Raw genomic sequence first — 26,043 nt, 5'->3', positions numbered from 1 at the left:
GACATGAAGATCTACCAGCCCATGCTCTTCGTCGGGCTCGGCGGCACCGGCGGCCGCATCGGCACCGAACTCGAGCGCAGCCTCCGCCGGGAGCTGTGCGGCCCCGACGGCACCGACCTCGTCGACGGCGGCCGCCGGATGCCCTTCCAGCTGCCGGACTGCCTCCAGTTCGTCTACGCCGACTTCAGCGAGGCGGAGCTCACGAAGCAGCCGCAGTTCAAGGCCAAGGGCGCCGAGGGCGCCGCCTTCGCCCGGACCTCCCGGATGATCCGGGACCTGCTGCCCACCGACTTCGACTCCTCGCCCGAGGTCACCGAGATGCTCCGCGTCTCCGTCCCCGAGGAGACCCGGCTCTGGCTGCCGCCCCGGCTCCGGCAGCCGCGCGTCGCCCCCCTCAACAGCGGCGCGGGCCAGCTGCCCACCGTCGGGCGCTCCGCGCTCTTCGCCACCCTGCGCTCCGGCCTGGAGCCCGTCCTGCGGCAGCTCCGCGAGGCGATCGGCGCCCTCGGCCAGTCGGCCGGCGACCTCCAGCGGGTCGGCGGCGGCAAGATCCGGGGCTGCGACGTCTTCGTCGCCTTCTCCGTCGCCGGCGGCACCGGCGCAGGCATCTTCTACGACTTCATCCACCTCATCGGGCACGAGTTCCGCAACGCCAAGGTGCCCGGGGTGAAGATCTACCCGCTCGTCGTCATGCCCTCGGCCTTCCCGCCGGAGGCGGGCGGCGGACGTGAGGCCGAACTCAACGCGGCCCGCGCCCTCGTGGACCTCTCACGGCTCGTCGACGACCAGAACATGCCCGACTCCACCGACTCCGTCGGCGACGTCGAGCAGCGCGGCCGGCTCAGCGTCACGTACCCCAGGGACGGGGTCGTCGCCCTGCGCCCCGCGACGATGCAGACCGCCTTCCTCTTCTCGAAGCCGTCCGTCATCGGGGCCGAGGACCTGCGCCGCTCCATCACCGCCATGGTGATGTCGCTCATCGGCACCGAACTCAGCGAGTCCAACGGCGGGGTGGCCCACGCCGACGACGACTACCAGTCCTTCGCGGAACGGTTCGTCAACAAGGCCGTCGAGCGCTCGACGCCCGCCCGCTCCGGCATCGGCTACCGGGGCATGTCCACCAGCCTCGCCGCCTCCCTCACCGTCCCCGTCGACGACCTCGCCGAGATCGTCGCCGCCCGGCTCCTCGCCCAGGCCGTGCGGGGCATGGACGAACGGGCCCGGCGGCCCGCCCGGGACGGATCGGAGGCGGTCCGCGACCTCTTCGTCCGCTCCGGCATCGGCCGGCTCTGGAACCGCGAGGCACCGGACGTCCCCGGACCCGAGGACCTCCCCAGGGGCCGCAAGGACATCGCCCAGGAACTGCAGCACCGGCTCGGGGACATGGAGGACGCCCTCCGCCGCCTCGACACCAACCTCGCCCGCGAGATCCCGCGCCTCACCGAGGACTTCAGGCCGGGCTACGGTGCCCGCGAACTCCTCGGCCTCATCGGCCCGTTCCAGCTCGAAGCCGTCCTGCACGGTCTGCCCGGCCACCCCGAGAGGGTCGCCAGGGTGGGCTTCACCGGCATGCTCGACAACCGGCGCAACGAACCCGAACGACCCTCCAACGTCCAGGCCGCCGCCCCGCCGATTCCCCCCATCAAGGGCAGCTTCGGCGGCGTCGTACCGGCCCGGTGGAACGACCCCGACGTGCAGGACACGCTCGCCGCGCAGCAGGCCTGGTACCAGTGGCGCGCCCGGAGCCTGTGGCACCGCGGCTGGCAGGCCGGCGAGAACCAGTGGCGGCTCGCCCTGACCCGGACCGTCAACGAGCTCGGCGAGCTCACCAAGGCGCTCCGCGCCCATGAGCAGGACGAGGCACGGAACTTCGCCGACCGCCGCCGCGAGCTCTACCGCGACGACCGCGCCGGCATCGCCTACCTCCTGCCCCCGCAGAACACCCTGCGCGCCTTCTACGACGACGTCGTCGACCGGCTCGCCCAGAGCGAGGGCCTCCCCGAGGCCACCGACGCCGCGACCCTCCTCGACAAGCTGGTCCGGCCCGACGACTGGCGCAACGCCTTCGACGCGGTCCGCCGCTCCCCGGGAGCGCCGGTCAAGGAGATCAAGCAGGTCCTCGAACGCCGGGTCAAGAAGCTCTTCGGCGAGGCCAACGAGGCCAAGTTCACCCGCCCCCTCCTGCCCTCCATGGAGCTGCTGCTGAGGGCGGCCGCGGGCGACGAGGGCGCGGAGTCGAAGGTCGACCCGCGCTGGCTCGACCAGTTCCGCGCCCGGCTCGCCGGCCTGCTGCCCGTCGGCTTCGTACCGGACGGCAGCGGCCCGATGAAGATCCTCATCGTCCACCCGGCCAGCGAGTCCGACGGGCGGGCCGCCGGCTTCCTCCGGCAGGCGCTCAACCTGCCCGCCAAGGCCGACCAGGAGTACCGGGCCGTCGACACCCACTCCCTCACCGTCGTCCTCTTCCGCAGCGGCATGAACCTCACCGACATCTCCGAGGTCCGCAACGTCCTCAGCCTCTGGTCCGACGCCCGCGACTCGGCCGGGGAGGACGACTTCCTGCACTGGCGGCAGCGGCTCGGCTACCAGGACGACTGGCTCGTCGCCACCGAGCAGGACCGCCAGCGGATCATGCACCGGCTGCTCTGCGCGATGTGGAACGGCGACATCGCCACCGACGGCCCCGCCGACTCGCCGCACCGCGTCCGGATCCGCCTCCAGGAGGGCGAGTCCGCGACCATGTCGCTGCGCCTGGAGGCCTTCGACGGATCCCTCTCCAGCTGGGCGGGGATGCTGCGCGCGTACGAGCGCTGGGCGCTGCTCGACGAGGGCCAGATCATCGAGGTGTTCTGCGAACGCCTCATGCGCACCCTGCCCAAGGGCCTCACGCAGGTGCCGCAGCCGCCGTCCCGGCTGTTCACCCAGTTCGTGGAGGAGATCGCGCCGCGCCAGCTCGTCCTGCTCGACCGGCTGGAGGCCGAGTACCGCGAGTACGGCGACACGGACGTCGAATGGCTCGCCCCGCTGCGGCAGTTCTGGGAGGTCACCTACCAGGGCGCCCTCGACATGCGCTTCCCGCCCGGGACCCGCGCGACCCGCTCCACCCTCCGCGCCCTCTTCGACCGGCACGGACCGGCGGGCGCGGCGCGGGGGAGAGGCACGGAGCAGGCGCCCCCGCCCCCGCAGGAGGCCGGGCGGTACGGACAGCCCCGCTCCTCCGGCCGGTTCGGCGGGCCGGGCCGGTTCGGCGGACCCGAGGAACCCCGCGAGGCGCGCGACCCCCGCGTGCCGGGTGAACCGGGCCGTCCGGGGCACTCGGGCGGGTCGGAGCGCTCGGGCCGTCCGGGGCGCTCGGACCGGTCGGAGCGCTCGGACTGGTCGGGCGAGGCGGGGTGGAACGGTGACCCCGGCCGGAACGGCGACTCCGGGCCGAACGGCGATCCGGGTTGGTCCGGTGACTCCGGGCGGAACGGCGACCCCCGGCGGGGCGGTGACTCCGGGCTGAACGGCGACCCCCGGCGGAACGGTGACTCCCGGCGGAGCAGCGACCCCGGGCGGTCGCTCTACGACGAGGACTGGGAGAGGGAGCCCGCGCCCGAGTCCGAGGACGACGGGTACCCCTGGGACCTGGAAGAGGAGGAGCAGTGAACCATCGGGTCCTCCCCGAACGACCCCTGCCGGGCCACGCCGTCTGCCTCGACCTTCGGGCGGGCGGCCCGGACGACCCCGACGCCGCGGTCCGCGCGGCGCTGGACGTCCCGCAGCCCGGCGGCGAGCGACGCTTCCTCGTCGTGGACGAGGCCGCCGGGCTCGTCGGCCACCAGCTCCTCTACGAGCGCCTGTCCTCCTACGGCCCCGCACAGATCGTGTGCCTGGCCGTCGGTGCCCGCGGCGACCGGACGCTGCGCCGCACCCTGACCCTGCGCCCGCCCGCCGCCGGAGTCCTCTGGCTCCTCGACACCGGGGACGAGAAGACCGGCGACGACGGGACCGACGCCGCCCTGCGCCCGCTCGTCGAGGTGCTGGCCGCCCCGGAGGTCTTCGACGCCGTCCTCGGCTCGCTCGCGGACGTGGTGCACGGCGTCGCCGTACCCGCCGTGCGGGTCCTGGAGCACGACCTCACCGACGAGGCCCGCGCGCGGGCCTGGCGCCAGGCCGTCGAAGGGCTGACCGGCCCCGAGGTGCCCACCGGGTCCGCCTCCCCGGACGGGGTCCCGGGCACGCTCGCGCTGCTCCTCGGCGAGGGCGTGCCGCGCTCCCTGGCCGGTCACGACTGGCTCCCCGCGAGCGGCCGGGCGGGGGCCCGGCTCGCCGCCTGCCAGGAGGCCCTCGACGACGCCGTCGACGGGCACGACCGGGTGCGGGGCGCGGCGGGGCTCCTGACGGGGGCGGGCCGTGACGTCGACCTGCCGGGGGACGTCGAGCGGCTCACGGAGGAGCTGGCCCGGCTCCGTACTGCCGTCGCGGACGCCTTCGGAGCCGCGGGCGGCACCCGGCTCACCGCCGAGCACCGCGGGCTGCTCCGGGACCGGGGTGTCGAACTCCCCGAACTGCCACGGGAGATCACCCGGGCCGGGATCGTCCCGGCGCTGCGGGACCACACGTACGAGCTGATCGGCCGGGGGCTGCCGTTGCGCTCCGTGGCGGCCCGGCTCTCCGGGCTCTCCGCGCGGACCGCCCCGGCGGGCAGCGCGTCCCGGCTCGCGCGGCTCGACGCGATCTGCGGTCCCGAGCGGCTGCGGCGGCTCGGGGGCCGGTACCCCTTCACGGCCGGCGGCTCGCGGCCGGCGGCCTTCGCCCTGACCGGACTCCTCGCGCTGCTCGCCGGGGTGTGGCCGGTGCTCGGCTGGGTCCTCGGCCCGGCCGTGGGCGTCCTCGCCGCCGTGCTCGCGCGACTCATGCTGTGGCGCAGGCCGAACCGTTCGCCGGACGGGCGGATCGACGGCGGCGCCGGTTCCACGGGCGTGTCGCCCCGGCTCGCCGGCGGTCTCGTCGGCGGCCTCGCCGGGGCGGGGCTCGGCCTGTACCTGGGCCCGCCGGTCTGGGCCGGGGCGGCGGGCCTGGCCGTGTCCGTCACGGCCGTCGTCCTGCTGGCCCTGCGCGACTGGACCCGGGCCGTGGACGACTGGTGGGCGCGGGCGGACCCCGAGGAGGCGGGCCGCATCGTGCGGGAGATCCACGCCCTGGTGGTGACGACCGCCGTGCACGACTGGCTCTTCGCCGACGTACGGCACCACTGCTCGGCCGGATCCGGTGCCGTGGCCCGGCTTCTCCGCGGCCTCGCGGAGACCGCGGACGCGTACGGCGGCGGGTGGGCGGCGGACCAGGGCCCCGGCCGGACGCCCGACCCGGCGGCGGACCGGACGGCGGACCGGGGCACGCGGGACTGGGCGTCCTGGGACGACGAGCCCTGGGAACCCGCGCCGGGACCGGTCCCGGGTGCGGCTCCCCGTCCGGGTCCGGCGGCCGGCGGCGCCGACACCGCGACGGCCGCCTGGAGCTGGGACGACTGGAGCGACGCCGGCGAGGACGACGGCTGGGCGGACATGGCCGAGGAGCCGCCCGTACGGGACGCGGCCGCGTCCTCGTACGGACCGCCGCCGTCGCCGCCCCCGCAGTCCCCGTACCCGGACCCGCCGTCCTCCCCGTACGCCCCGTCGTCCCCGCAGTCCGGGCCCGCTCCGGCGTGGCTGGAGCGGCGGCACGGGGACGGGGGCCCCGCGCTCGTCGACACGCTCGTCGGCGATCTGGTCGCCGGTACGGTCCTCCTCCTCGACGGGTGCTGGGCGGGCATCGAACGCGACCCCGGCGGCACGGAGCACACGGCGCAGGCGCGGCGGCTGACGGAGCTCCTGGACGAGACCCGGATCCGCCTGGAGCGCGACGCGGCGGCCTCGCCCCCGCCGCCGTACGAAGGCCTCCGGGACCTCCGCGACCTCGGTGCGCTCGCCTCGCTCGCCGCGTTCACCGACCGCTCCGAACGCCCCGACGCGGCCCGCCTCACCGGCGTCGCCCCGGATGCGGTGGCCCGGCTGCTGCTCGCCGAGGACGACCCCGGCAGCACGGTCGCGCTCTGCGGTCCCGAGCACCTGCGGCTGCTCTCCCACGACCCGATCGCCGCCCGGCAGGTCCGCTTCGTGCCCGAGGCGATGCGGCGCGGGGCGGCGGGGGACGACGTCTGGCGGGGCACCGCCGAGGGCGTCGTGTGGACCGGGGCGGGACGACACGCCGGCATCCTCCGCCTCGTACCGCTGCGCGCGGACGTCGTGCACACCGTCCGCGCCGAGGAGGCGGGAGAACCGTGACAGACCCGAACCACCCGAACGGCCCGATCCACCCGATCCACCCGATCCACCCGAACCATCCGAACGACCTGAACCGTCCGGTCCACCTGAACGACCCGAACGAACCCGGCTCGGAAACCGCGCAGAGCCCCCAGGCACACCCGCTCGATCCCCACCACCCCGACCACCTGAGCGAGCCCATGACCCCTCCGCACCCGTACTACGAGGAGCTGGAGTTCTCCACCCACCGCGAGGAGCCGGTCCGCTTCACCGTCCGGTACGGCGACGACCGCAGACCGCCCGGCCGGCCCGGGATCCTCGCACGCCGGGCCACACTCGGCGCGGGATGGCCGGTCCTGCAGTTCCGGCTGGCGGCCTCCGCGCAGACCGACCCCCACGCCTACGCCCTCCTGGAGCGCGAGGTGGCGGCCGCCGTCTCGCTCGAACGCCGTTACGGGGAGGAGAAGTTCGGGGCCGTCTTCGCCAGGGTCGTCGGCTTCGACCTCACCGCGCCCGAACCCTTCGTGCTGTACCGGATGCCCGGCGGCCGGCCGCTCGCCGACTGGGCGGGCCGCCTCGGCCCCGAGGAGCAGGAGCGGATCATCGGGCAACTCGCCCTCGCCGTACGCCTCCTGGAACACGCCGAGCTCGTCCACCGGGCCGTCGCGCCCGACACCGTGCGGTGGGACGGCGCCCACGTACGCCTCTGCGAGCCGTTCGCCGCGCTGCGCGCCGGCGAGGCGCGCGAGCCGTTCGGCGGCACGCCCTGGGCTTCGCCCGAGCAGCGCGAGGGGCTCGGCGCGGCCGACCCGCGCGACGACCTGTGGTCCGTCGCCCGGCTCGGCTACTACCTCCTGTCCGGTCGCCCCGGGCGGGGCGAGGGCCCGCCCGGGGACCTCGCCGACTACCGTCGGCTCGCCGCGCTGGCCCAGAGCGGCCTCTTCTCCCCGAGGACGGCCGACCGGCCGCGCCCCGCCGAGCTCATGCGGCTCCTGAACGTCCCCGATCCGCTCGCCACCGTCGCCGGAGCGGCCGACCGGTTCGCCCGGGGGCGCGCCGAGTACGAGCGCAGACTCGCCCGGAAGAAAGCCGCGTTCGAAGGGGGCGCGCCGCCGGGATCGGAGCCGTACGCGCACTCCGACACCCCCACCGACGTGGACGCCGAGTTCGACGACGCGGCGGACCCCACACGGGATCCCCGCTCGTCGCGCACCACCCTGATCGACCGGATCTTCGGCGGCGGGGAGGGCCCCGGCCGCCCCCTCGCCCCGCCGTCGCCGCTCGATCCGCAGACGGCCCCGCTCCCGCGGAGCAGGATGTGCCCGCACTGCCTGCTGCCCGTCGAGTACGACGAACGCCGGCTCGTCACCATCGACACCAAGGGCAACCGGATCCCGCTCGACCTCAGCGGCGAACGGCGGCCCGCCCACATCACCGACGCCCTGCGCAAGGCCTACCACCTGTGCCCGCACACCAGGGAGGGCGACGAGGAGCACGAACTCCCCGTCCCCTACCTCACCAACGGCGAGCCGCTCTCCGTCGCCCTCGTCGGCAGCTCGTCCGTCGGCAAGACCCACCTCCTCGCCGCGATGCTCGGCGAGATCGAACTCGGCGGCCTCGCCCCGTACGGGCTGCGGAGCCGCCCGCTCAACCCCGAGACGCACCGCACCTATCTGCGCGAGCGCGTCCAGAACCTCCAGCAGGGGCGGCAGCTGGGCCGCACGGGCCAGCAGACCTTCGCCCGCTTCGCCGACGGTCTGCTCGTCTCCGCGGGCGGCGGGACGCCGCGGCCCGTCGTCTTCTTCGACCTCGCGGGCGAGGACCTCGCGCAGGACGGCGAGGTGGCCCGCTTCCTCATGGGGGTCGACGCCTTCGTCTTCGTCCTCGACCCGCTGCGCGCGCTCCGCCTCGGCTCCCTCGACCCCGTGCGGGAGCAGAGCGGGCTGCGCCGCCGCGACCTCGGCGACGAGGCGTTCACCACGGTGCTCGACCGCATCCCGAGGCAGCGCGGCGGGCTCGTCGGGGCGCCGGCGGCGCTCGCCGTCAACAAGAGCGACCTCGTGCGCTTCGAGCCGTCCGTCGACCGGTGGCTCGGCCGGTCCCTGCCCGGCCGCTACGACCCCGCCGAGGCGCGGGACGAGAGCCGGGACGCGTACGCCTTCCTCACCCAGCACGCCAGCGCCGCCTGGCTCAAGCCCTTCGACGACTGCGCGAACTGCTCCCTGCACTTCGTCGCCGCCACCGGCGGGCAGGCGCGCGGCGACCGCTTTCCGCACGGGGTCCGGCCGCGCCGGGTCCTGGCACCCCTGCTGTCCCTGTTCGCCATGTGCGGGCTGCTGCCCGGGGTGGAGCCCACGGAGGGAGTCGTCCGATGACACGGTCGGAGAACGAGGTCGACCAGATCGTCTTCCGCTGGGACAGCGAGAACGCCTCGGGCAGCACAGGCTTCGGCCCGGTGGCCTGGTCCGGGCCCCGGGACGAGACGGAGGCCCTCTTCCGGATCTCCGGTCCCGTGCTGCGCGCGAGCGGCGACGAGACCCGGCCCGCCCTGATCCGGCTCCACGGACGCCCCGGTGTGATGCTGGTCAGGCGCACCCCGTTCACGGACGCCGACGGCTCGTCGTCCGTGCTCTGCCACGCGCTCGTCGGCTCGCCCGCCCTCCTCGAGCCCGCCGTCTGCCTCGGCCTCCACGCCTGGAACTGGGACGGTGCCGACACCCCGTACCTCGCGAGGGTGCGCGGCCGGCTGCCGGTGGTCCCCGAGGAGGTCCTCATACCGTCGACCGGCCGCGGGCAGGGGGAGCTCGACGGGACCCTCCCGTACGTCGCGGAGGAACTCGGCGGGACGGTCGCGGAGTTGCTGCGCCACCCCGACGACCGCTTCACGGTCCTGGACGAACGGGGCGACACCGCCTTCTCCGTGCTGTGGGGGCTGAACAGCATGTTCGGCGGGCTCGTCGACCGCCGCTGGACCTTCGCCAGTCACGACACGGCCGAACTGCCCGCCCTGCGCTTCGTGTTCGTCGGCCGCTGGTCGGGCGCGGCGAGCCCCAACACGGGCCGCCGCCGCGTCGACCCGCGCGAGCGGTCCGGCGACCGGGCTGAGGAGATCGCGGACCGGCTCGTCCGGCACCACCTGCGGGGGGTCGAGGAGGGAGAGGGCCGCTTGTACGCGGTCGGCAGCGCCCTCCACGCGGCGGCCTCCCCCCGCCGGTCCCTCCTCGACACGGCGGTCCGAGCCCTGGACACCCTCGACACCCGGTCCCGCCGAGGCGCCCGCCCGTCCCGCGAACCGCGCTTCCCACCCGGAGGAAGAACGGGACACGGACCCGAGCCGTCCCCGAGGTACGGGGAAGGGCCGACGCCGGGATACGGACCCGAGTCGACCCCGAGGCACGGACCCGAGTCGACCCCGAGGCACGAGGAAGGGCCGATGCCGGGGTACGGGGAAGAGCCGACCCCGGGCTACGGGGACAAACCTTCGCCGAGGTACGGGGGCGAGCCGGAGCCCCGGCGTGGGGCCGAGCCCGAGCGGCGGTACGGGTCCGCTCCGGAGCCGGGGTACGGGGCGGATCCCGACCCGTGGGCGGAAGCGGCACCGGAGCCCCGGCGCGGACGTGAGCCGGAGCGGCGGAACCGGTGCGAGCAGGACCCCTGGTCGGAATCGGGGCCGGATCCGCGCCGCGGATCCGGGCCGCAGCGGCGTCACGAACCCGAGCCGGACCCGTGGTTCGAGGAGGCGCCGGAGCCCCGGCGCGGGCCGGGTCAGGACGAGCGGTACGGGCCGACGCCCGAGGTGCGGTCGGGACCGGCGCCGGACCCCCGGTACGAGCCGGGACCGGAGCCCGGGCGGGCGCCGACGCCGGATCCGCGGCGCGGGCCGGAGCCGGGCGAGTGGTCGGGGCCGGACCCCCGATCCGGGCCTGACCCCCGGTCCGGGGCGGCGGCCACGGACCCGCGGTCCCGGGCCGTACCGGAACAGGGGCCCCGCGCCGCACCCGAAGCGGGCCGCCCGGCCGCACCCGGGCCACGACGATCCGCCGAGCCGGAGGACGGCCACCCGGCCGTGCCGGACCCGCGGCGTTCCCCGGTCGCCGGCCGGGACTCCGGTGGCCGCGCGCAGGGTTCCGCCGAACGTGCCCGGCCCTCCGACGGCCCCGACACGGGGCACCCTCCGGCCCCTCCGGAGTCCTGGAGCGGCGGCGAGGTCCCGTCCCGCCAGGCCCGTCCCCGTCAGGACCCGCCCCGGCATCCGAAGGAGCCGTACACCGACACGTCCCCCGGGGAGACCCCCGGAGGGTCCGACCCCTGGGCCACGGACACGCCGAAGCGTCAGGGCGGGCCGGCCCCGGATCGCGTACGCGACCCCTATCCCGACGCCGGCCGGGGACCCGACTCCGGCCCCCGGCCGGAACCCGCACCGGAGACCGCACCCGCACCGGAGCCCGCCCCTGCTCCCGCACCCGCCCGGGCCCGTCCCGCCCCGGACCGGGCGGACGACCCGTACCCCCGCCCCGTCCTCCCGTTCGTCGGCGCCCAGTGGACGGGGCCGGGCAGCGGCGGCGGGCGGTGGGCGTGGGCCAGGAAACCGTGGGGGAGGGGGCGGGAGAAGGAGGCCGAGACCGGCCTCGTCCACCGGCTGCCGACCGCCCGTGACGTGGAGGAGGCCCGCGGCTTCGTCGAGCGGGCGGGCAGCCGTGAGCTGCTCGACGCCCTGCGGCGTCCGCAGTTGTACGTGGTCGTCACCCTGCTCCTCCGGGAGATCGCCCGGCGCCTGCCGTCCTGGGAGCATCCGGCGCGCCGCGAGCTCTGCGAGGTGGTTCTCGGCCGCGAGCTCTGGGCGGCCGCGCCGCCCGGCGCCGAGCAGGACCGCTCCGAGCCGCCCGAGGAGCAGCGCGCGGCCAACGCCGCCGAGCTGCACCGCTGGGCCGTCCGGCCCCTCCTCGGCGGCGGTGACGCCCCGGTCGGCACGGTCGCGGCCCTGCTCGTCCGGCTCCGGACGAGTCCCGTGCCGTCGGCCCGCGAGGCCTTCTGGCAGATCGTCGACGGGGACCGTCCCGGCCTGCCCGACGCGGTCTGGCTCACGCTCCTCAAGGACGCGTACGGCGGCAGGCGCGCCCCGCAGCCCGGGCATGCCCCGCAACCCGGCCACCCCCCGCCACCCGGCCCCCCGGCGCGGCCGGCGCCGGCCGCGCCGGGCGTGCCGGCCCACCCGAGCCCACCCCGGGCCACCCCGTACACGGCGCAGGACGACGAGTCGGTCAACGGCTACACCCGGCGGTTCCTGAGCCGTTCCGCCGTCGTGCTCGCGCTCCTCCTCGCCGCGATCCTCGTCGCCACCGTGATGAAGTAGGGCCCCCGACCGCCCCGAGGCCCGCGCCCCCCGACCCCCCGGCCCCCGCGCTGGGACACGTCCCCGCAACCCCAGGCCCGAAGGCCCGAAAGACGGGCCCGGGCCGCTCGGCTCCGTCAGGATGGGCCCATGGGATTCCACGTCGATTCCGAGACCGGGCGGCTGCGCCGCGTCATCCTCCACCGCCCCGACCTGGAGCTGAAGCGGCTCACGCCGTCGAACAAGGACGCCCTCCTCTTCGACGACGTGCTCTGGGTGCGCCGGGCCCGCCAGGAGCACGACGGCTTCGCCGACGTGCTGCGCGACCGCGGGGTCGAGGTGCATCTCTTCGGCGACCTGCTGCGGGAGTCCCTGGAGGTGCCGGCCGCCCGCGCGCTGGTCCTGGACCGGGTCTTCGACGAGAAGGAGTACGGTCCGCTGGCCGCCGACCACCTGCGCGCCGCGTTCGACTCGCTGGACGCGGGGGCGCTCGGCGAGGCGCTCGTCGGCGGCATGACGAAGCGTGAGTTCCTGGCGGCGCACCGGGAGCCGACGTCGGTGCGGTTCCACGCCCTGGACCTCGACGACTTCGTGCTCGGGCCGCTGCCGAACCACCTCTTCACCCGGGACACCTCGGCGTGGATCTACGACGGCGTCTCGATCAACGCGATGCGCTGGCCGGCCCGGCAGCGCGAGACCGTGCACTTCGAGGCGATCTACAAGCACCACCCGCTCTTCACGGGCCCCGAGGCGGGCGGCTTCCACCACTGGTCGGAGGGGCAGGCCGACTACCCGTCGACGATCGAGGGCGGGGACGTCCTGGTCATCGGGAACGGCGCGGTGCTCATCGGGATGAGCGAGCGCACCACCCCGCAGGCGGTGGAGATGCTGGCGCGCGGTCTCTTCGCGACCGGTTCCGCTCGGACGATCGTCGCGCTCGACATGCCGAAGCGGCGGGCGTTCATGCACCTGGACACGGTGATGACGATGGTCGACCAGGACACGTTCACGCAGTACGCGGGGCTCGGCATGCTCCGCTCGTACACGATCGAACCCGGTGACGCGGGACAGTCCCTGCGGGTGACCGACCGTGCGCCGGACCAGATGCACAGCGCCATCGCCGCGGCCCTGGGGCTCCAGGACATCCGGGTCCTGACGGCGACGCAGGACGTGCACGCGGCAGAGCGCGAGCAGTGGGACGACGGGTGCAACGTCCTCGCCGTGGAGCCGGGGGTGGTCGTGGCGTACGAGCGGAACGTCACGACCAACACCCATCTGCGGAAGCAGGGCATCGAGGTGATCGAGATCCCGGGGAGCGAGCTGGGCCGGGGGCGGGGCGGTCCGCGCTGCATGAGCTGTCCGGTGGAGCGGGACGCGACCTGAGTCGTTCCCCACAGGCGGGGAGGGCGCCGGGGCTGTATATAAATGCTGATGTACGTATAGACTTCCACGGTCCCCTCGTCCCGACCCGTACCCCAGGAGCGCGTCCCATGGCCACTGACCTCATCGGCCGCCACTTCCTCAAGGAGCTGGACTTCACCGCCGAGGAGTTCCGCGGCCTGATCGCGCTCTCCGCCGAGCTCAAGGCCGCCAAGAAGGCGGGCGCCGAGGTCCAGCGGCTGCGCGGCAGGAACATCGCGCTCATCTTCGAGAAGACCTCGACCCGCACCCGCTGCGCCTTCGAGGTCGCCGCCGCCGACCAGGGCGCCTCCACCACCTACCTGGACCCCTCGGGCTCCCAGATGGGCCACAAGGAGTCGGTCAAGGACACCGCCCGTGTCCTCGGCCGGATGTTCGACGGCATCGAGTACCGGGGTGACAGCCAGGCCGCCGTCGAGGAGCTCGCCGAGTTCTCCGGGGTCCCCGTCTTCAACGGTCTCACGGACGACTGGCACCCCACCCAGATGCTCGCCGACGTGCTCACCATGACCGAGCACACCGACAAGCCGCTCGACACGATCGCCTTCGCCTACCTCGGCGACGCCCGGTTCAACATGGGCAACTCCTACCTCGTCACCGGAGCCCTGCTCGGCATGGACGTGCGGATCGTCGCCCCGCGGGCGTACTGGCCGGCCGAGGAGATCGTCGCCTCCGCCCGCAAGCTCGCCGAGGCGAGCGGCGCCACGATCACGCTCACGGAGTCGGTGACGGAGGGCGTCCGGGGTGCCGACTTCGTCGCCACCGACGTCTGGGTGTCGATGGGCGAGCCCAAGGAGGTCTGGGACGAGCGGATCGCCGCCCTCGCCCCGTACTCCGTGACCATGGACGTGCTGCGGGCCACCGGGAACCCGGACGTCAAGTTCCTGCACTGCCTGCCGGCCTTCCATGACCTGGGCACGGCCGTCGGCCGCGACATCCACGCCCGGCACGGTCTCACCGAGCTGGAGGTCTCCGACGAGGTCTTCGAGTCGGCGCACTCCGTCGTCTTCGACGAGGCCGAGAACCGTATGCACACCATCAAGGCGGTCCTGGTGGCCACCCTGGCGAACCCCGCCTGAGCCGCGCTCAGGGCTCCCGGCGGCGGCGCTGGGCCGGAATCCCGGGGAGCGTGAACCACACCGCCTTGCCGTGCGCGGTGGGGCGATGGCCGCAGTCGCTGCTGAGCGCGCGGATCAGCAGGAGGCCCCGCCCGTGCTCCTGCCAGGGATCGACCACGGTGTCGGGGGCGGGGCAGGTGAGCGCGCCGGGGCCGGCCGGCTCGGAGTCGTGGACCTCTATCTGACAGCCGCCCGGCGCGGCGAGCAGCTCGACGACCAGCTCGATCGGGCCCCGGCCCGCGGTGTGCTCGACCGCGTTGGCGACGAGCTCGGCCGTGAGCAGCTCCGCGGTGTCCCCGTCCGGGAGGGCGGCCGGGCCGGGGTCGATGTCGTCGAGGGCGGCACGGATCAGGGCGCGGGCGATCGGCACGGCGGCGGTCGTGTGCGGCAGACGGACGCGCCAGGAGGCGGGGGCTCCGGCCTCCGCGGGTCCGGCGTCGTGGTCGGCGGCTCCGGCGGGGTGGTCGGCGGGTGCGGTGGCTTCGGGCATGGCCGGCAGGGCTCCCTTCTGCGAGGGGCGGCGGGTGGGCGAGTGGGGTGGGGGCATCCCGAGACGTCCTGGTTTCAACCTTACGAGGCACAAGATCCCGTCCCCAGGGCCCCCTTCCCTCGGCGCCGGGGACTTCGGTCATCTCCCTCCCGGGACCTTGTGGGGCCTGGGCACACGCCCCCTTTATCGCGTACTCGTGACGGTGGTCACAGTTCAGTGATACCCTCCGGGTGGAGGAAGGAGGCCGTTCCGGATGAGCCCCTTTACCGGATCCGCGACCCGCACCGAACGCTGGCGGCATCTGCGTCTGGACCTCGACGAGGGCGTCGCCACGGTGACCCTCGCACGCCCCGCGAAGCTCAACGCCCTCACCTTCGGCGCCTACGCCGACCTGCGCGACCTGCTCGCCGAACTGTCCCGTGAGAGGGCCGTGCGCGCCCTCGTGCTGGGCGGCGAGGGGCGGGGCTTCTGCTCGGGCGGCGACGTCGACGAGATCATCGGCGCCACGCTCTCCCTCGACACCGCCCGGCTCCTCGACTTCAACCGGATGACCGGACAGGTCGTCCGGGCGCTCCGCGAGTGCCCCTTCCCGGTCGTCGCCGCGCTGCACGGCGTCGCGGCGGGCGCGGGGGCGGTCCTCGCCCTCGCCGCCGACTTCCGGGTCGCCGACCCCACCACCCGCTTCGCCTTCCTCTTCACCCGGGTCGGCCTCTCCGGCGGGGACATGGGCGCGGCCTACCTGCTGCCCCGGGTCGTCGGGCTCGGCCACGCGACCCGGCTCCTCATGCTCGGCGAACCGGTCCTGGCGGCCGAGGCCGAGCGCATCGGGCTGCTGAGCGAGCTGACGGAGGAGGGCGCCGCCGGCGCCCGGGCCGCCGCGCTCGCCCGCCGGCTCGCGGACGGCCCGGCACTGGCGCTCGCCCAGACGAAGGCCCTGCTCTCGGCGGAGCTGGACATGCCGCTCGCCGCCTCGATCGAGATGGACGCGGCGACGCAGGCCCTCCTGATGCACGGCGAGGACTACGCGGAGTTCCACGCGGCCTTCACGGAGAAGCGCCCCCCGAAATGGCAGGGGCGCTGACCATGACGCCCACCCCCGAAGCGACCCCCGCGACGGCCCGCCCGCCGACGCCGGCCTCCACCCCCCGTCCCGACCCCGGGCCTGCCGGGTCGCCCGGCCCGTCGCTGCGGATCGCCGTCATCGGAGGCGGTCCCGGCGGGCTCTACGCCGCCGCACTCCTCAAACGGCTCGACCCCGCCCGCGAGGTGACCGTCTGGGAGCGGAACGCACCCTCCGACACCTTCGGCTTCGGCGTCGTCCTCTCCGACGAGACCCTCGGCGGCATCCGGGACGCCGACCCCGCCGTGTACGAGGCCCTCGGCCGCGAGATGGTCCGCTGGGACGACATCGACGTCGTCCACCGGGGCCACCGCACGACCTCCACCGGCCACGGCTTCGCCGCCCTCGGCCGCCGCCGGCTCCTGGAGCTCCTCCACGCCCGCTGCGCCGAGCTCGGCGTACGGCTCCGCTTCCGCGCCGAGGCCCCGCCCGCCGCCGAACTCGCCGCCGCCCACGACCTCGTCATCGCCGCCGACGGCGTGCACAGCCGCACCCGAGAGGCCCATGACGAGCACTTCCGCCCCACCGTCACCACCCACCGCTGCCGCTACATCTGGCTCGCCGCGGACTTCCCCTTCGAGGCCTTCCGCTTCGAGATCGCCGAGACCGAGCACGGCGTGATGCAGCTCCACGCCTACCCCTTCTCCGCCGACTCCTCCACGGTCATCGTGGAGATGCGCGAGGAGGTCTGGCGGGCCGCCGGCTTCGACGAACTCGACGAGGCCGAGTCCACCGCCCGCTGCGCCAAGATCTTCGCCGAGGCGCTCGGCGGCCGGGAGCTCCGCGCGAACAACTCCGCCTGGACCGCGTTCCGTACGGTCGTCAACGCACGCTGGTCGCACGGCAACACCGTCCTCATCGGCGACGCCGCCCACACCGCGCACTTCTCCATCGGATCCGGCACCAAGCTCGCCGTCGAGGACGCCCTCGCGCTCGCCCGGAGCATCGGCGAACACCCCACCCTCGCCGAGGCGTTGGCCGCCTACGAGACCGAGCGCCGTCCTGTCGTCGAGTCCACCCAGCGCGCCGCCGCGGCCAGCCTCCGCTGGTTCGAGGAGATCGCCGGCCGCGTCGACCGGCCGCCCCGCCGCTTCGCCTTCGACCTCCTCACCCGCAGCCGCCGCGTCACCCACGCGAACCTGCGGCTGCGCGACCCGGCCTTCACCGGCACCGTCGAGAAGGACTTCGGCTGCCCGCCCGGGACCCCGCCCATGTTCACCCCCTTCCGCCTGCGCGGCCTCACCCTCCGCAACCGGATCGTGGTCTCGCCCATGGACGTGTACGTCGCCGAGGACGGCGTCCCGGGCGACTTCCACCTCGTCCATCTGGGAGCCAGGGCCCTCGGCGGCCCCGGACTCGTCATGACCGAGATGGTGTGCGTCAGCCCCGAGGGCCGCATCACCCCCGGCTGCTCCGGCCTGTGGACCGACGAACAGGCCGACGCCTGGGCCCGGATCACCGCCTTCGTCCACACCCGGGCGCCCGGCACGGCACTCGGCGTCCAGCTCGGCCACTCCGGCCGCAAGGGCTCCACCAGGCGCATGTGGGAGGGCATCGACCAGCCGCTACCGGAGGGCAACTGGCCCCTCGTCGCCGCCTCCCCCCTCCCGTACAGGGCGGGCGTCAACCAGACCCCGCGCGCCCTCGACCGCGCCGGACTCGCCGCCGTACGCGAGGAGTTCACCGCCGCCGCCCGGCGGGCCGCCCGCTGCGACTTCGACCTCCTCGAACTCCACTGCGCCCACGGCTACCTGCTCTCCGGCTTCCTCTCCCCGCTCACCAACCACCGCACCGACGCCTACGGCGGCACCCTCGAAGGCCGGCTGCGCTTCCCGCTCGAAGTCTTCGACGCCGTCAGGGAGGTGTGGCCCGAGGACCGCCCAATGACGGTGCGCGTGTCGGCGACCGACTGGGCCGAGGGCGGCACGGACGCCGAGGACGCCGTCGCGATCGCCCGCGCCTTCGCCGCGCACGGAGCCGACGCCATCGACGTCTCCACCGGCCAGGTCGTCCCCGAGGAACGCCCCGAGTACGGCCGCTCGTACCAGACCCCGTACGCCGACCGGATCCGCGGCGCGGTCGGCGTCCCCGTCGTCGCCGTCGGGGCGATCTCCTCCTGGGACGACGTCAACTCCCTGCTCCTGGCCGGCCGCGCCGACCTCTGCGCCCTCGCCCGGCCCCACCTCTACGACCCGCACTGGACCCTCCACGCGGCGGCCGAACAGGGCTACGAGGGCCCGGCCGCGCCCTGGCCGGCCCCGTACCGCGCGGGCAGCCGCCCGCCTCCGACGGGCCGCCGCGAGTAGCAGGGGGCCGTCCGGCCGGCCGTGGACGCGCGCGCATGCGCGTGCGACGCGCGACCATGGTCCGCACGCCCCCGCTGTCCTTGAATGGGGACATGACACAAAACAGGGGTGGGAAGGGTGCCGGGGCGGTCCTCGGCGCGGCGACGGTGGCGACCGGACTGGTCGCGGGGCTCTTGTTCGCGTACGCGTGCTCGGTGATGCCGGCGCTCGCGCGCAGCGACGACCGGGTCTTCGTGGAGGTCATGCGGAACATCAACGAGGTGATCCAGAACCCGGTCTTCCTCACCGCGTTCCTCGGGGCGCCGGTCCTCACGGGAGCGGCCGCCTGGCTGCACCGCGCCACCCGGGCCCGGGCCTGGACGCTCGCCGGCTTCGTCCTGTGCGTGGCGGTCCTGCTGGTCACCACGGCGGGGAACGTCCCCCTCAACGAGGCCCTGGCGACCACGAGCGACCCGGCGGCGGCCCGGTCCGCCTTCGAGGACACCTGGGTGGCCTGGAACACGGTCCGCACGGTCCTGTCGGCGGCGGCACTCGTCTGCCTGCTCCGGGCGACGGCCGTCCGGAAGACGGGCCCTACGCCGGTTCCCCGCTGACCGAAGGCCGGACGAACGGGCGGACGAACTCCGCGCCCCGGTCCCACAGCAGTTCGTGCAGGGCCGCGAAGACCTCCGCCGAGCGGCGGCCCGGCCAGTCGTCGGGGAGCAGCTCCGCCGGCAGGACCGGGTCGGCGTACGGCAGGCGGCGCCAGGAGTCCAGGACGAGGAGGTACGCCCGGAAGGCTTCCTCCGGGCCGCCCGGCGCCGAGCGCCAGGACCGCAGGACCGGCTCGTGGACCGCGAGGAACTCCTCGTGCAGCCCCGCGATCGCCGGGAGGTCCCACCAGCGGGCCACGGACTCGGCCGTCGCGGCGTATCCCAGGTGCTCGGCCCGGAAGAGGTCCACGTACGTCGAGAGCTCCAGCCTCTCCAGGGCGTTCCGCGTCTCCTCGTACAGCCGGGCGGGCGCGACCCAGACGCCCGGCGCGGCCGTGCCGAAGCCCAGCCGGGCGAGCCGGGAGCGCAGCAGGTGCCGCTTGTGCCGCTCCGCCTCGGGCACCGAGAAGACCGCCAGGACCCAGCCGTCGGACAGCTTCGGCTCCGTACGGGCGTAGATCCGGCGGTCGCCGTCGTCGAGGAGCCGCCGGGCGTCCTCCGACAGGGCGTACCCGGCGGCGCCGTCCGCCGTGCGGCGCGGCAGCAGCAGTCCGCGCCGCTTCAGCCGGGAGACCGAGGAGCGCACCGAGGGCGCGTCCACGCCGAGCCCGCCGAGCAGCCGGATCAGCGCGGCCACCGGCATGGGGGACTCGTCGGTCCCACGGCCGTAGGCGCCGTAGAGGGAGACGATCAGGGATCGGGGAGTGTGCTGCTCGGCCACGTGATCACTTTAGGGGGTCGGTCGGAGGTGCCCGGCGCGGGATCAGACCGGATCGCGCAGCCGGAACCGCTGCAGTTTGCCGGTCGCGGTGCGGGGCAGCGCGTCGAGGAAGACGATCCGGCGGGGCGACTTGTACGGGGCGAGGCGGGCGCGGACGAAGGCCCGCAGCGCGGCGGCCGTGCCGGAGTCGCGCGGCACCCCGTCCCGTACCACCGTGTACGCGACGACGATCTGGCCGCGCAGCTCGTCGGGGCGGCCCACGACCGCCGTCTCGACCACGTCGGGATGGTCGAGGAGCACCTCCTCGACCTGCGGCCCGGCGATGTTGTACCCCGCCGATATGATCATGTCGTCGGCCCGTGACACGTACCGGAACCAGCCGTCGGGCCGGCGGACGTACGTGTCGCCCGTGACGTTCCAGCCGTCCCTCACGTACTCCGCCTGACGCGGGTCGGCCAGATAGCGGCAGCCCACCGGGCCGCGCACGGCGAGCAGTCCCTCCTCCCCGTCCGGGAGCTCCCTGCCCTCCCGGTCCACGATCCTGGCCTGCCAGCCGGGCACCGGGCGGCCCGTGGTGCCGGGGCGGATGTCGCCGTCGGCGGCCGAGATGAAGATGTGCAGGAGCTCGGTCGCGCCGATGCCGTTGATCAGCCGCAGGCCCGTACGGCCGTACCAGGCGCTCCAGGTCGCCTCGGGGAGGTTCTCGCCGGCGGAGACGCAGCGGCGCAGCGAGCCGATGTCGGGGGCGCCGTCGCCGGCCAGCTCGCCGAGCATGACGCGGTAGGCGGTCGGGGCGGTGAAGAGCACCGAGACCCGGTGCCGCTCGATCGCCCCGAGCAGTTGCCGGGGGCCCGCCTGTTCGAGCAGGACCGCGCTCGCCCCGGCCCGCAGGGGGAAGACGACGAGACCGCCGAGGCCGAAGGTGAAGGCGAGCGGCGGCGAACCGGCGAAGACGTCGTCGGGCCGCGGGCGCAGGACGTGCGCGGAGAACGTGTCGGCGACGGCGAGGACGTCCCGGTGGAAGTGGACGCAGCCCTTCGGCTGCCCGGTGGTGCCGGAGGTGAAGGCGATCAGCGCCACGTCGTCGGCCGCGGTCGCCACCGCCTCGTACGGGCCGTCGCGGCGGGCGGCGAGGGCCAGCAGGTCGTCCGGGCCGTCCCCGCCGAAGGGGGTGACGCGCAGGTCCGGGATCCGGGCCGCGAGGAGCTCGTCGAGGGAGTGGACGTCGCAGAGCGCGTGGGTGCAGCGGGCCGCCTCGGCCATCACGGCCAGCTCGGGTGCGCGCTGCTGGGCCAGGACGGTGACGGCGACGCCGCCGGCCTTCATCACGGCGAGCCAGCAGGCGGCGAGCCAGGGGGTGGTGGGGCCGCGCAGGAGCACGCGGTTGCCCGGGCGGACCTTCAGGTCGGAGGTGAGGACGTGCGCGAGGCGGTCGACCCGGTCGAGGAGGTCCCCGTAGCTCCATGTCCGGCCCTCGGCGTCGTGGAACGCGGGCCGGTCCGCGCCGAATCGTTCCACCGTGCGGTCGAGGAGCTCTGCCCCGCAGTTGAGCCGGTCGGGGTACGCGAGCTCCGGCAGCTCGAAGAGAAGGTGCGGCCAGCGCTCGGGCGGAGGCAGTCCGTCGCGGGCGAAGGTGTCGAGATGGGCCGAGGGTGTCAGCTCCATGAGTCCGTCCCCTTGTCGTGGTGGGGTCGCTCAACGCCACACGAGCGTATCGTGTTGGTGACGGCAGTCAACGGTTCGCGACAAGAGCGTCGGGCGGCACGGGTACGAACGCGCCGAGCGGCGGTGCACGGACAGGGGCGCCCCAGGGCGCAGCGACAAGGGCGCCGCAGGGCGTCGGAGAGGGCCCACATGCCCGCATTCTCGCTCGATCCGGGACAGATCACCTGGTGTGCGGAGCTCCGCACCCTCGCCGCCGAGCACCTCGCGCCGCTCGCCGCGAAGGGCGAGCCCGGCCGCGTCAACCGCCCGCTCGTCGCCGCCCTCGGCGAACTCGGCCTGATCGCCCGCCTCTTCGACGCCGGCGCCCTCGACCTGTGCCTCCTGCGCGAATCCCTCGCCCAGGCCTGCACGGAGGCCGAGACCGCCCTCGCCCTCCAGGGCCTCGGCACTCACCCGGTCGCCGCCTTCGGCACCACAGCGCAGCGGGCCCGCTGGCTGCCCGAGGCCGCCGCGGGGCGGGCCGTCGCGGCCTTCGCGCTCTCCGAGCCCGGCGCCGGCTCGGACGCCGCCGCCCTCGCCCTCGACGCCGTCCCCGACGGCCGCGGCGGCTGGCGCCTGCACGGCGAGAAACGCTGGATCTCGAACGCCCCCGAGGCCGACTTCGCCACCGTCTTCGCCCGCACCACCCGGGGCGCCGGCGCCCGCGGCGTCACCGCGTTCCTCGTCCCCGCCGACCGCCCGGGGCTCGGCGGCGAGCACCTCGACATGCTCTCCCCGCACGCCCTCGGCACCCTCACCTTCGACGCCGTGCCCGTCGGCCCCGAGGACCTCCTCGGCGAACCGGACCGGGGCTTCCGGGTCGCGATGCACACCCTCAACCTCTTCCGGCCCAGCGTCGGGGCCTTCGCCGTCGGCATGGCCCAGGCGGCCCTCGACGCCGCCGTCGCGCACACCGCCGCCCGCCCCGCCTTCGGCGGCGTCCTCGCGGACCTCCAGGCGGTCTCGCACCGCATCGCCGAGATGGCCACCCGCACGGAGGCCGCCCGCCTCCTCGTGTACGCGGCGGCCACGGCGTACGACAGCGGCGACCCGGACGTGCCGAGGCGCTCCGCCATGGCGAAGCTGCTCGCCACCGAGACCGCGCAGTTCGTCGTCGACGCCGCCGTCCAGGTGCACGGAGCCGCCGCCCTGCAACGCGGCCACCTGCTGGAGCACCTCTACCGCGAGGTGCGGGCACCCAGGATCTACGAGGGGGCCACGGAGGTCCAACGTGCGATCATCGCCAAGGAGCTGTACGCGGCCCACGCGAGCCGCGCGCCCCGGGCAGCCGATGCGGTCGATGCGAGCCGTCCGGCCGATGCGAGCCAAGCGACCGATGCGGGCCGTCCGGCCGATGCGAGCCACGCGGCCGATGCGGACCAAGCGACCGATGTGACCCGTGCGAGCCGCCGCGCCGACGGCACGGACCCCCGTCCCGAGAGCAAGGTGTCCGCATGAGCCTCCACCGCCACAACCCGGCCGAACTCTCCCCGCCCACCGGCTTCTCCCACGCCGTCACCGCCACCGGAACCCGCTTCGTCTTCCTCGCCGGACAGACCGCGCTCGACAGCGAGGGCAAGGTCGTGGGGGAGACCCTCCGCGAGCAGTTCACCACCGCGCTCGCCAACCTCCTCACCGCACTCCGCCACGCCGGCGGCACCCCGGCCGACCTCGCGCGCGTCACCGTCTACACCACGGACGTCGAGGAGTACCGCGCCCACGCCGCCGAACTCGGCGGCGTCTGGCGCAGATTGGCGGGCCGTGACTATCCGGCGATGGCCGTCATCGGAGTCGTACGGCTCTGGGACGAACAGGCGCGGGTGGAACTGGACGGCTTCGCCGTCCTGGAGGAACCCGGTCCCGCTTGATCAACTGGTCACCCGAACAGCCCTGGCTTAGTGTCGAAAGGTGGACTGACCGGCCCACGGCTCCCCACGGTGAGGGCGCGATGCGCCATGAGAAGCCATGACGAGTGACCCGAAGCCGACGACCCCGACGGCGACCACCCCGCACAAGAGCGACGGCGACGGCAAGGGCATCGCCCTCTTCGTGATCGCCTCCTGTCAGCTGATGGTGGTCCTCGACATCACCATCGTGAACATCGCCCTGCCGGACATCCAGCAGGCCCTGGACTTCTCGACCACCAGCCTCTCCTGGGTCGTGAACGCCTACACGCTGACCTTCGGCGGACTGCTGCTCCTCGGCGGACGCGCGGGCGACATCCTCGGGCGCCGCAGGGTTTTCATCTTCGGCGTCCTGCTCTTCGGACTCGCCTCCCTGCTCGCCGGCTTCGCCCAGACCGAATGGCAACTCCTCGCGGCCCGGGCCCTCCAGGGCGTCGGCGGCGCGATCGCCTCGCCGACCTCCCTCTCCCTGATCACCACGACCTTCGACGAAGGCCCCGAACGCAACCGTGCCTTCGGCGTGTTCGCGGGCGTCTCGGCGGGCGGCGGCGCCATCGGCCTCCTCGCCGGCGGCATCCTCGTCGAGTGGCTCGACTGGCGCTGGATCTTCTTCGTGAACGTGCCGATCGCCCTGATGATCGCCTTCCTGACCCCCCGTCACGTCAAGGAGTCCGCGCGCCAGCCAGGACACTTCGACGTGACCGGGGCACTGACCTCGACGCTCGGCATGGTCGCGCTGGTCTACGGATTCATCCGCGCCGCCCAGGAAGGCTGGCGGGACCCGCTGACGCTCGGCTCCTTCGCCGCCGCGGTCGTCCTGCTCGTCACCTTCATCCTGGTGGAACGGCGCTCGCGGCAGCCGATCACCCCGCTGCACATGTTCGCCGACCGCAACCGCGCGGGCACCTACGGCATCATGCTCTGCCTCGCCGCGGCGATCTTCGGCATGTTCTTCTTCCTCACGCTCTTCGTGCAGCAGGTCCTGGACTTCAGCCCGCTCGAAGCCGGCCTCGCCTTCCTCCCGGTGAGCGCGGTCATCGCGGTCGCCGCCGGCATCACCTCCCAACTCCTGCCCAAGTTCGGCCCGAAGCCCTTCATGGTGGTGGGCTCGCTCTGCCTCGCGGTCGGCCTCTCCTGGCTCACCCTGACCGACGTCGACTCGACCTACCTGGGTTCGATCCTCGGTCCGATGCTGGTCTTCAGCTTCGGCATGGGGTTCATGTTCGTCTCGCTGACCCTGATGGCCCTCTCCAACGTCGCCCTCAAGGACACCGGCGCCGCCTCCGGCCTGCTCAACGCGACCCAGCAGGTGGGCGGTTCGCTCGGCCTCTCGATCCTGGTCACGGTCTTCGGCACGGTCAGCCGCAACGAGGCCGACACCCAGGTCCCGGCCTTCCTCGCCCAGGCGACCCCGCTGGAGAAGGCCCGCTTCGCCGAGACCGGCCAACTCCCGCCGCCCTGGGGCGACGAGGTCCTCACCGCCGGTGTCTCGGCCGGCTTCATCGTGGCGGCGGCCTTCGCGATCCTCTCCCTGGTGATCGCCATCTTCGCCATCCAGGTCCGCCCCTCGGACCTCGAACGCCTCAAGGGCGGCATGGTCCCGGGCGCCTAGGACCTGTCCGGTCGATCATGGCCGGGGCCGCGGCGGTCGGCACGGCACCTCGCCGCGTTGCCGAAACGGCCCGATAGCTCCGCTATCGCGCCGCTCCGGCGCCTTGCGATGCACCGCGCCGACCGCCGCGGCCTTGCCGACCCTGATCGACCCAACACGCCCTAGGGGGTGTTGTCCTGGATCCTGCTCACCTCTGCGCCTCACGCCGCTCGGGGCCCGGACCCGACTCGAATCCTGCGCGCTTGTAGGTGCGCATCAGCACGGCGACCTCCGTCGACGCGACACCGTCCAGCGCGCCGAAGACCCGCGCGGTGAAGTCGCGCAGATCCCGCGTGGAGCGGTGGCTGGAGTAGCCGAGAAGGGCCGTCGTGCCGGTCGTGACCACCAGGTGTCGGACGGCCGGCTCCTCGGCCAGGCGACGGATCGCGGCGTCGAGACGGGCATGGGCGACGGCCAGCCGGAACCGCGCCTCGACGGGGTAGCCGAGGACCTCGGGCTCCGCGTGCAGCCGCAGGTGGAGGACGTGGGAGTCCATCAGGCGGCTCAGCCGGCGGCGCGCGGTGGTCTCGCCGACCCGGAGCTCGCGGGCCAGCCGGGTGGTGGACATCCGGGCGTCACGGCGGAGGAGGGCGACCAGGCGCCGGTCGAGCTCGTCCACCACCGGCGGCTCGGGCAGCGGCCGGCCCTCGACGGCGTGCCGCCGTACGTCCGTCGGCTCGTCGTCGTACGGGGCCCAGTCGCTGGCGGTGAGGAGCAGCCGCAGGACCACCGAGGTGTGGATGTCGACGACGCCGTCGAGCCTGCCGATCCCCGCGTCGACGAGGGTGAGCAGCGCGTCGTGGTCGGCCACGTTCAGCTCGGCGAACACGTCGAGCGCGCCGGTGGCGACCTCCACGGACCGGGCCTCGGGCCGCCGGGCGAGGGCCAGCGCGGTGTCGTGCACGCGGCCGGGGGCGCAGCGCACGGCCACCTCGGCGGTGACCCCCTCGCCGAGGTACTCGGGGACGAGGGCCGCGGTGAAGCCCACCGCCCCGGTCGCGGTCATGCGGTCGAGGCGCCGCGCGGCGGTCCGCTCGTGCACCCCGGCCGTGGCGGCCACCTCGGAGAACGGCGCGCGGGGATCGCGGTGCAGCGCCCGCAGCACCGCGTGGTCCAGGGCGTCGAGCGCACCGTGCGGTGAGGGCTCGGTCGTCATCGAGGGACCTCCTGGGGGAGTGGCGGGGTGCGGGCAGGAGAGGACCGTACGGTGCGGCCCCGGCGTCCCGCGGGGGCGTGTCGGAGGAGCGCCATCGGAGGGCGGGCCGTGCCCGAATCCGCCGATCGGACCCGGGCGCATGACGC

The 26,043-nt window shown here is 74.7% G+C and carries 16 protein-coding genes; 12 read left to right on the top strand and 4 right to left on the bottom strand.

What is annotated here, in order from left to right:
• Positions 1-3 precede the first annotated feature (3 nt).
• The 6 genes from ACF08F_RS28020 (at position 4) to argF (ending at position 14,114) form a co-directional block, all read left to right on the top strand.
• Positions 4-3,648, top strand: a complete 3,645-nt coding sequence (locus tag ACF08F_RS28020; RefSeq protein WP_392301286.1) for a tubulin-like doman-containing protein — start codon at positions 4-6, stop codon at positions 3,646-3,648.
• Positions 3,645-6,305, top strand: a complete 2,661-nt coding sequence (locus ACF08F_RS28015) for a hypothetical protein (protein ID WP_392301285.1) — start codon at positions 3,645-3,647, stop codon at positions 6,303-6,305. The genes ACF08F_RS28020 and ACF08F_RS28015 overlap by 4 nt, the downstream gene beginning before the upstream one ends.
• A complete protein-coding gene (locus tag ACF08F_RS28010) occupies positions 6,302-8,659 on the top strand; it encodes a hypothetical protein (protein ID WP_392301284.1) in 2,358 nt (785 codons plus the stop codon). The genes ACF08F_RS28015 and ACF08F_RS28010 overlap by 4 nt, the downstream gene beginning before the upstream one ends.
• Positions 8,656-11,637, top strand: coding sequence for a hypothetical protein (locus ACF08F_RS28005; RefSeq protein ID WP_392301283.1), 2,982 nt, complete (start codon positions 8,656-8,658; stop codon positions 11,635-11,637). Before ACF08F_RS28010 ends, ACF08F_RS28005 begins: the two co-directional genes overlap by 4 nt.
• A 129-nt stretch (positions 11,638-11,766) precedes the next feature.
• Positions 11,767-12,999, top strand: coding sequence for an arginine deiminase (locus ACF08F_RS28000; protein ID WP_392301282.1), 1,233 nt, complete (start codon positions 11,767-11,769; stop codon positions 12,997-12,999).
• Positions 13,000-13,106: 107 nt separating this feature from the next.
• Complete coding sequence (gene argF, locus ACF08F_RS27995; RefSeq protein WP_392301281.1) at positions 13,107-14,114, top strand: ornithine carbamoyltransferase; 1,008 nt, start codon at positions 13,107-13,109, stop codon at positions 14,112-14,114.
• Between the two features lie 7 nt (positions 14,115-14,121).
• Here the strand turns inward: argF and ACF08F_RS27990 are convergent, their stop codons facing one another.
• Positions 14,122-14,643: an ATP-binding protein gene (locus tag ACF08F_RS27990; RefSeq protein WP_392301280.1), complete on the bottom strand. Its 522-nt coding sequence runs from the start codon at positions 14,641-14,643 to the stop codon at positions 14,122-14,124.
• Between the two features lie 253 nt (positions 14,644-14,896).
• On the opposite strand from ACF08F_RS27990, the gene ACF08F_RS27985 reads away from it, so the two are divergent.
• The 3 genes from ACF08F_RS27985 to ACF08F_RS27975 all read left to right on the top strand — a co-directional run bounded on the left by ACF08F_RS27985 (position 14,897) and on the right by ACF08F_RS27975 (position 18,662).
• Positions 14,897-15,724: an enoyl-CoA hydratase family protein gene (locus ACF08F_RS27985; RefSeq protein WP_392301279.1), complete on the top strand. Its 828-nt coding sequence runs from the start codon at positions 14,897-14,899 to the stop codon at positions 15,722-15,724.
• On the top strand, positions 15,709-18,069 hold the full coding sequence (locus ACF08F_RS27980; RefSeq protein ID WP_392301278.1) for a bifunctional salicylyl-CoA 5-hydroxylase/oxidoreductase: 2,361 nt from the start codon (positions 15,709-15,711) through the stop codon (positions 18,067-18,069). The genes ACF08F_RS27985 and ACF08F_RS27980 overlap by 16 nt, the downstream gene beginning before the upstream one ends.
• Positions 18,070-18,161: 92 nt before the next feature.
• Entirely contained in the window at positions 18,162-18,662 is a 501-nt protein-coding gene (locus tag ACF08F_RS27975; protein ID WP_392301277.1) for a DUF1772 domain-containing protein, read from the top strand.
• On the opposite strand, the gene ACF08F_RS27970 is transcribed toward ACF08F_RS27975, so the two are convergent.
• Entirely contained in the window at positions 18,643-19,482 is an 840-nt protein-coding gene (locus ACF08F_RS27970; RefSeq protein ID WP_392301276.1) for a PaaX family transcriptional regulator C-terminal domain-containing protein, read from the bottom strand. The genes ACF08F_RS27975 and ACF08F_RS27970 overlap by 20 nt on opposite strands.
• A gap of 42 nt (positions 19,483-19,524) precedes the next feature.
• The gene (locus ACF08F_RS27965; RefSeq protein ID WP_392301275.1) at positions 19,525-21,147 is read right to left on the bottom strand and encodes an AMP-binding protein; all 1,623 of its coding nucleotides are present in this window, start codon (positions 21,145-21,147) and stop codon (positions 19,525-19,527) included.
• A 189-nt stretch (positions 21,148-21,336) separates the two neighbouring features.
• Here ACF08F_RS27965 and ACF08F_RS27960 point away from each other — a divergent pair, with 189 nt between their 5' ends.
• The 3 genes from ACF08F_RS27960 (at position 21,337) to ACF08F_RS27950 (ending at position 24,702) form a co-directional block, all read left to right on the top strand.
• Positions 21,337-22,644: an acyl-CoA dehydrogenase family protein gene (locus ACF08F_RS27960; protein ID WP_392301274.1), complete on the top strand. Its 1,308-nt coding sequence runs from the start codon at positions 21,337-21,339 to the stop codon at positions 22,642-22,644.
• Positions 22,641-23,054, top strand: coding sequence for a RidA family protein (locus ACF08F_RS27955; protein ID WP_392301273.1), 414 nt, complete (start codon positions 22,641-22,643; stop codon positions 23,052-23,054). Before ACF08F_RS27960 ends, ACF08F_RS27955 begins: the two co-directional genes overlap by 4 nt.
• Positions 23,055-23,151: 97 nt before the next feature.
• A complete protein-coding gene (locus ACF08F_RS27950; protein WP_392301272.1) occupies positions 23,152-24,702 on the top strand; it encodes an MFS transporter in 1,551 nt (516 codons plus the stop codon).
• A 187-nt stretch (positions 24,703-24,889) separates the two neighbouring features.
• On the opposite strand, the gene ACF08F_RS27945 is transcribed toward ACF08F_RS27950, so the two are convergent.
• Positions 24,890-25,897 (bottom strand): Lrp/AsnC family transcriptional regulator, encoded by a 1,008-nt coding sequence (locus tag ACF08F_RS27945; protein WP_392301271.1) that lies wholly within the window; start codon positions 25,895-25,897, stop codon positions 24,890-24,892.
• Between the last annotated feature and the right edge of the window lie 146 nt (positions 25,898-26,043).

Origin of the sequence: Streptomyces sp. NPDC015130, assembly GCF_043080005.1 — a bacterium.
GTDB lineage: Bacteria > Actinomycetota > Actinomycetes > Streptomycetales > Streptomycetaceae > Streptomyces.
This window is presented reverse-complemented; position numbering and strand designations above follow the sequence as displayed.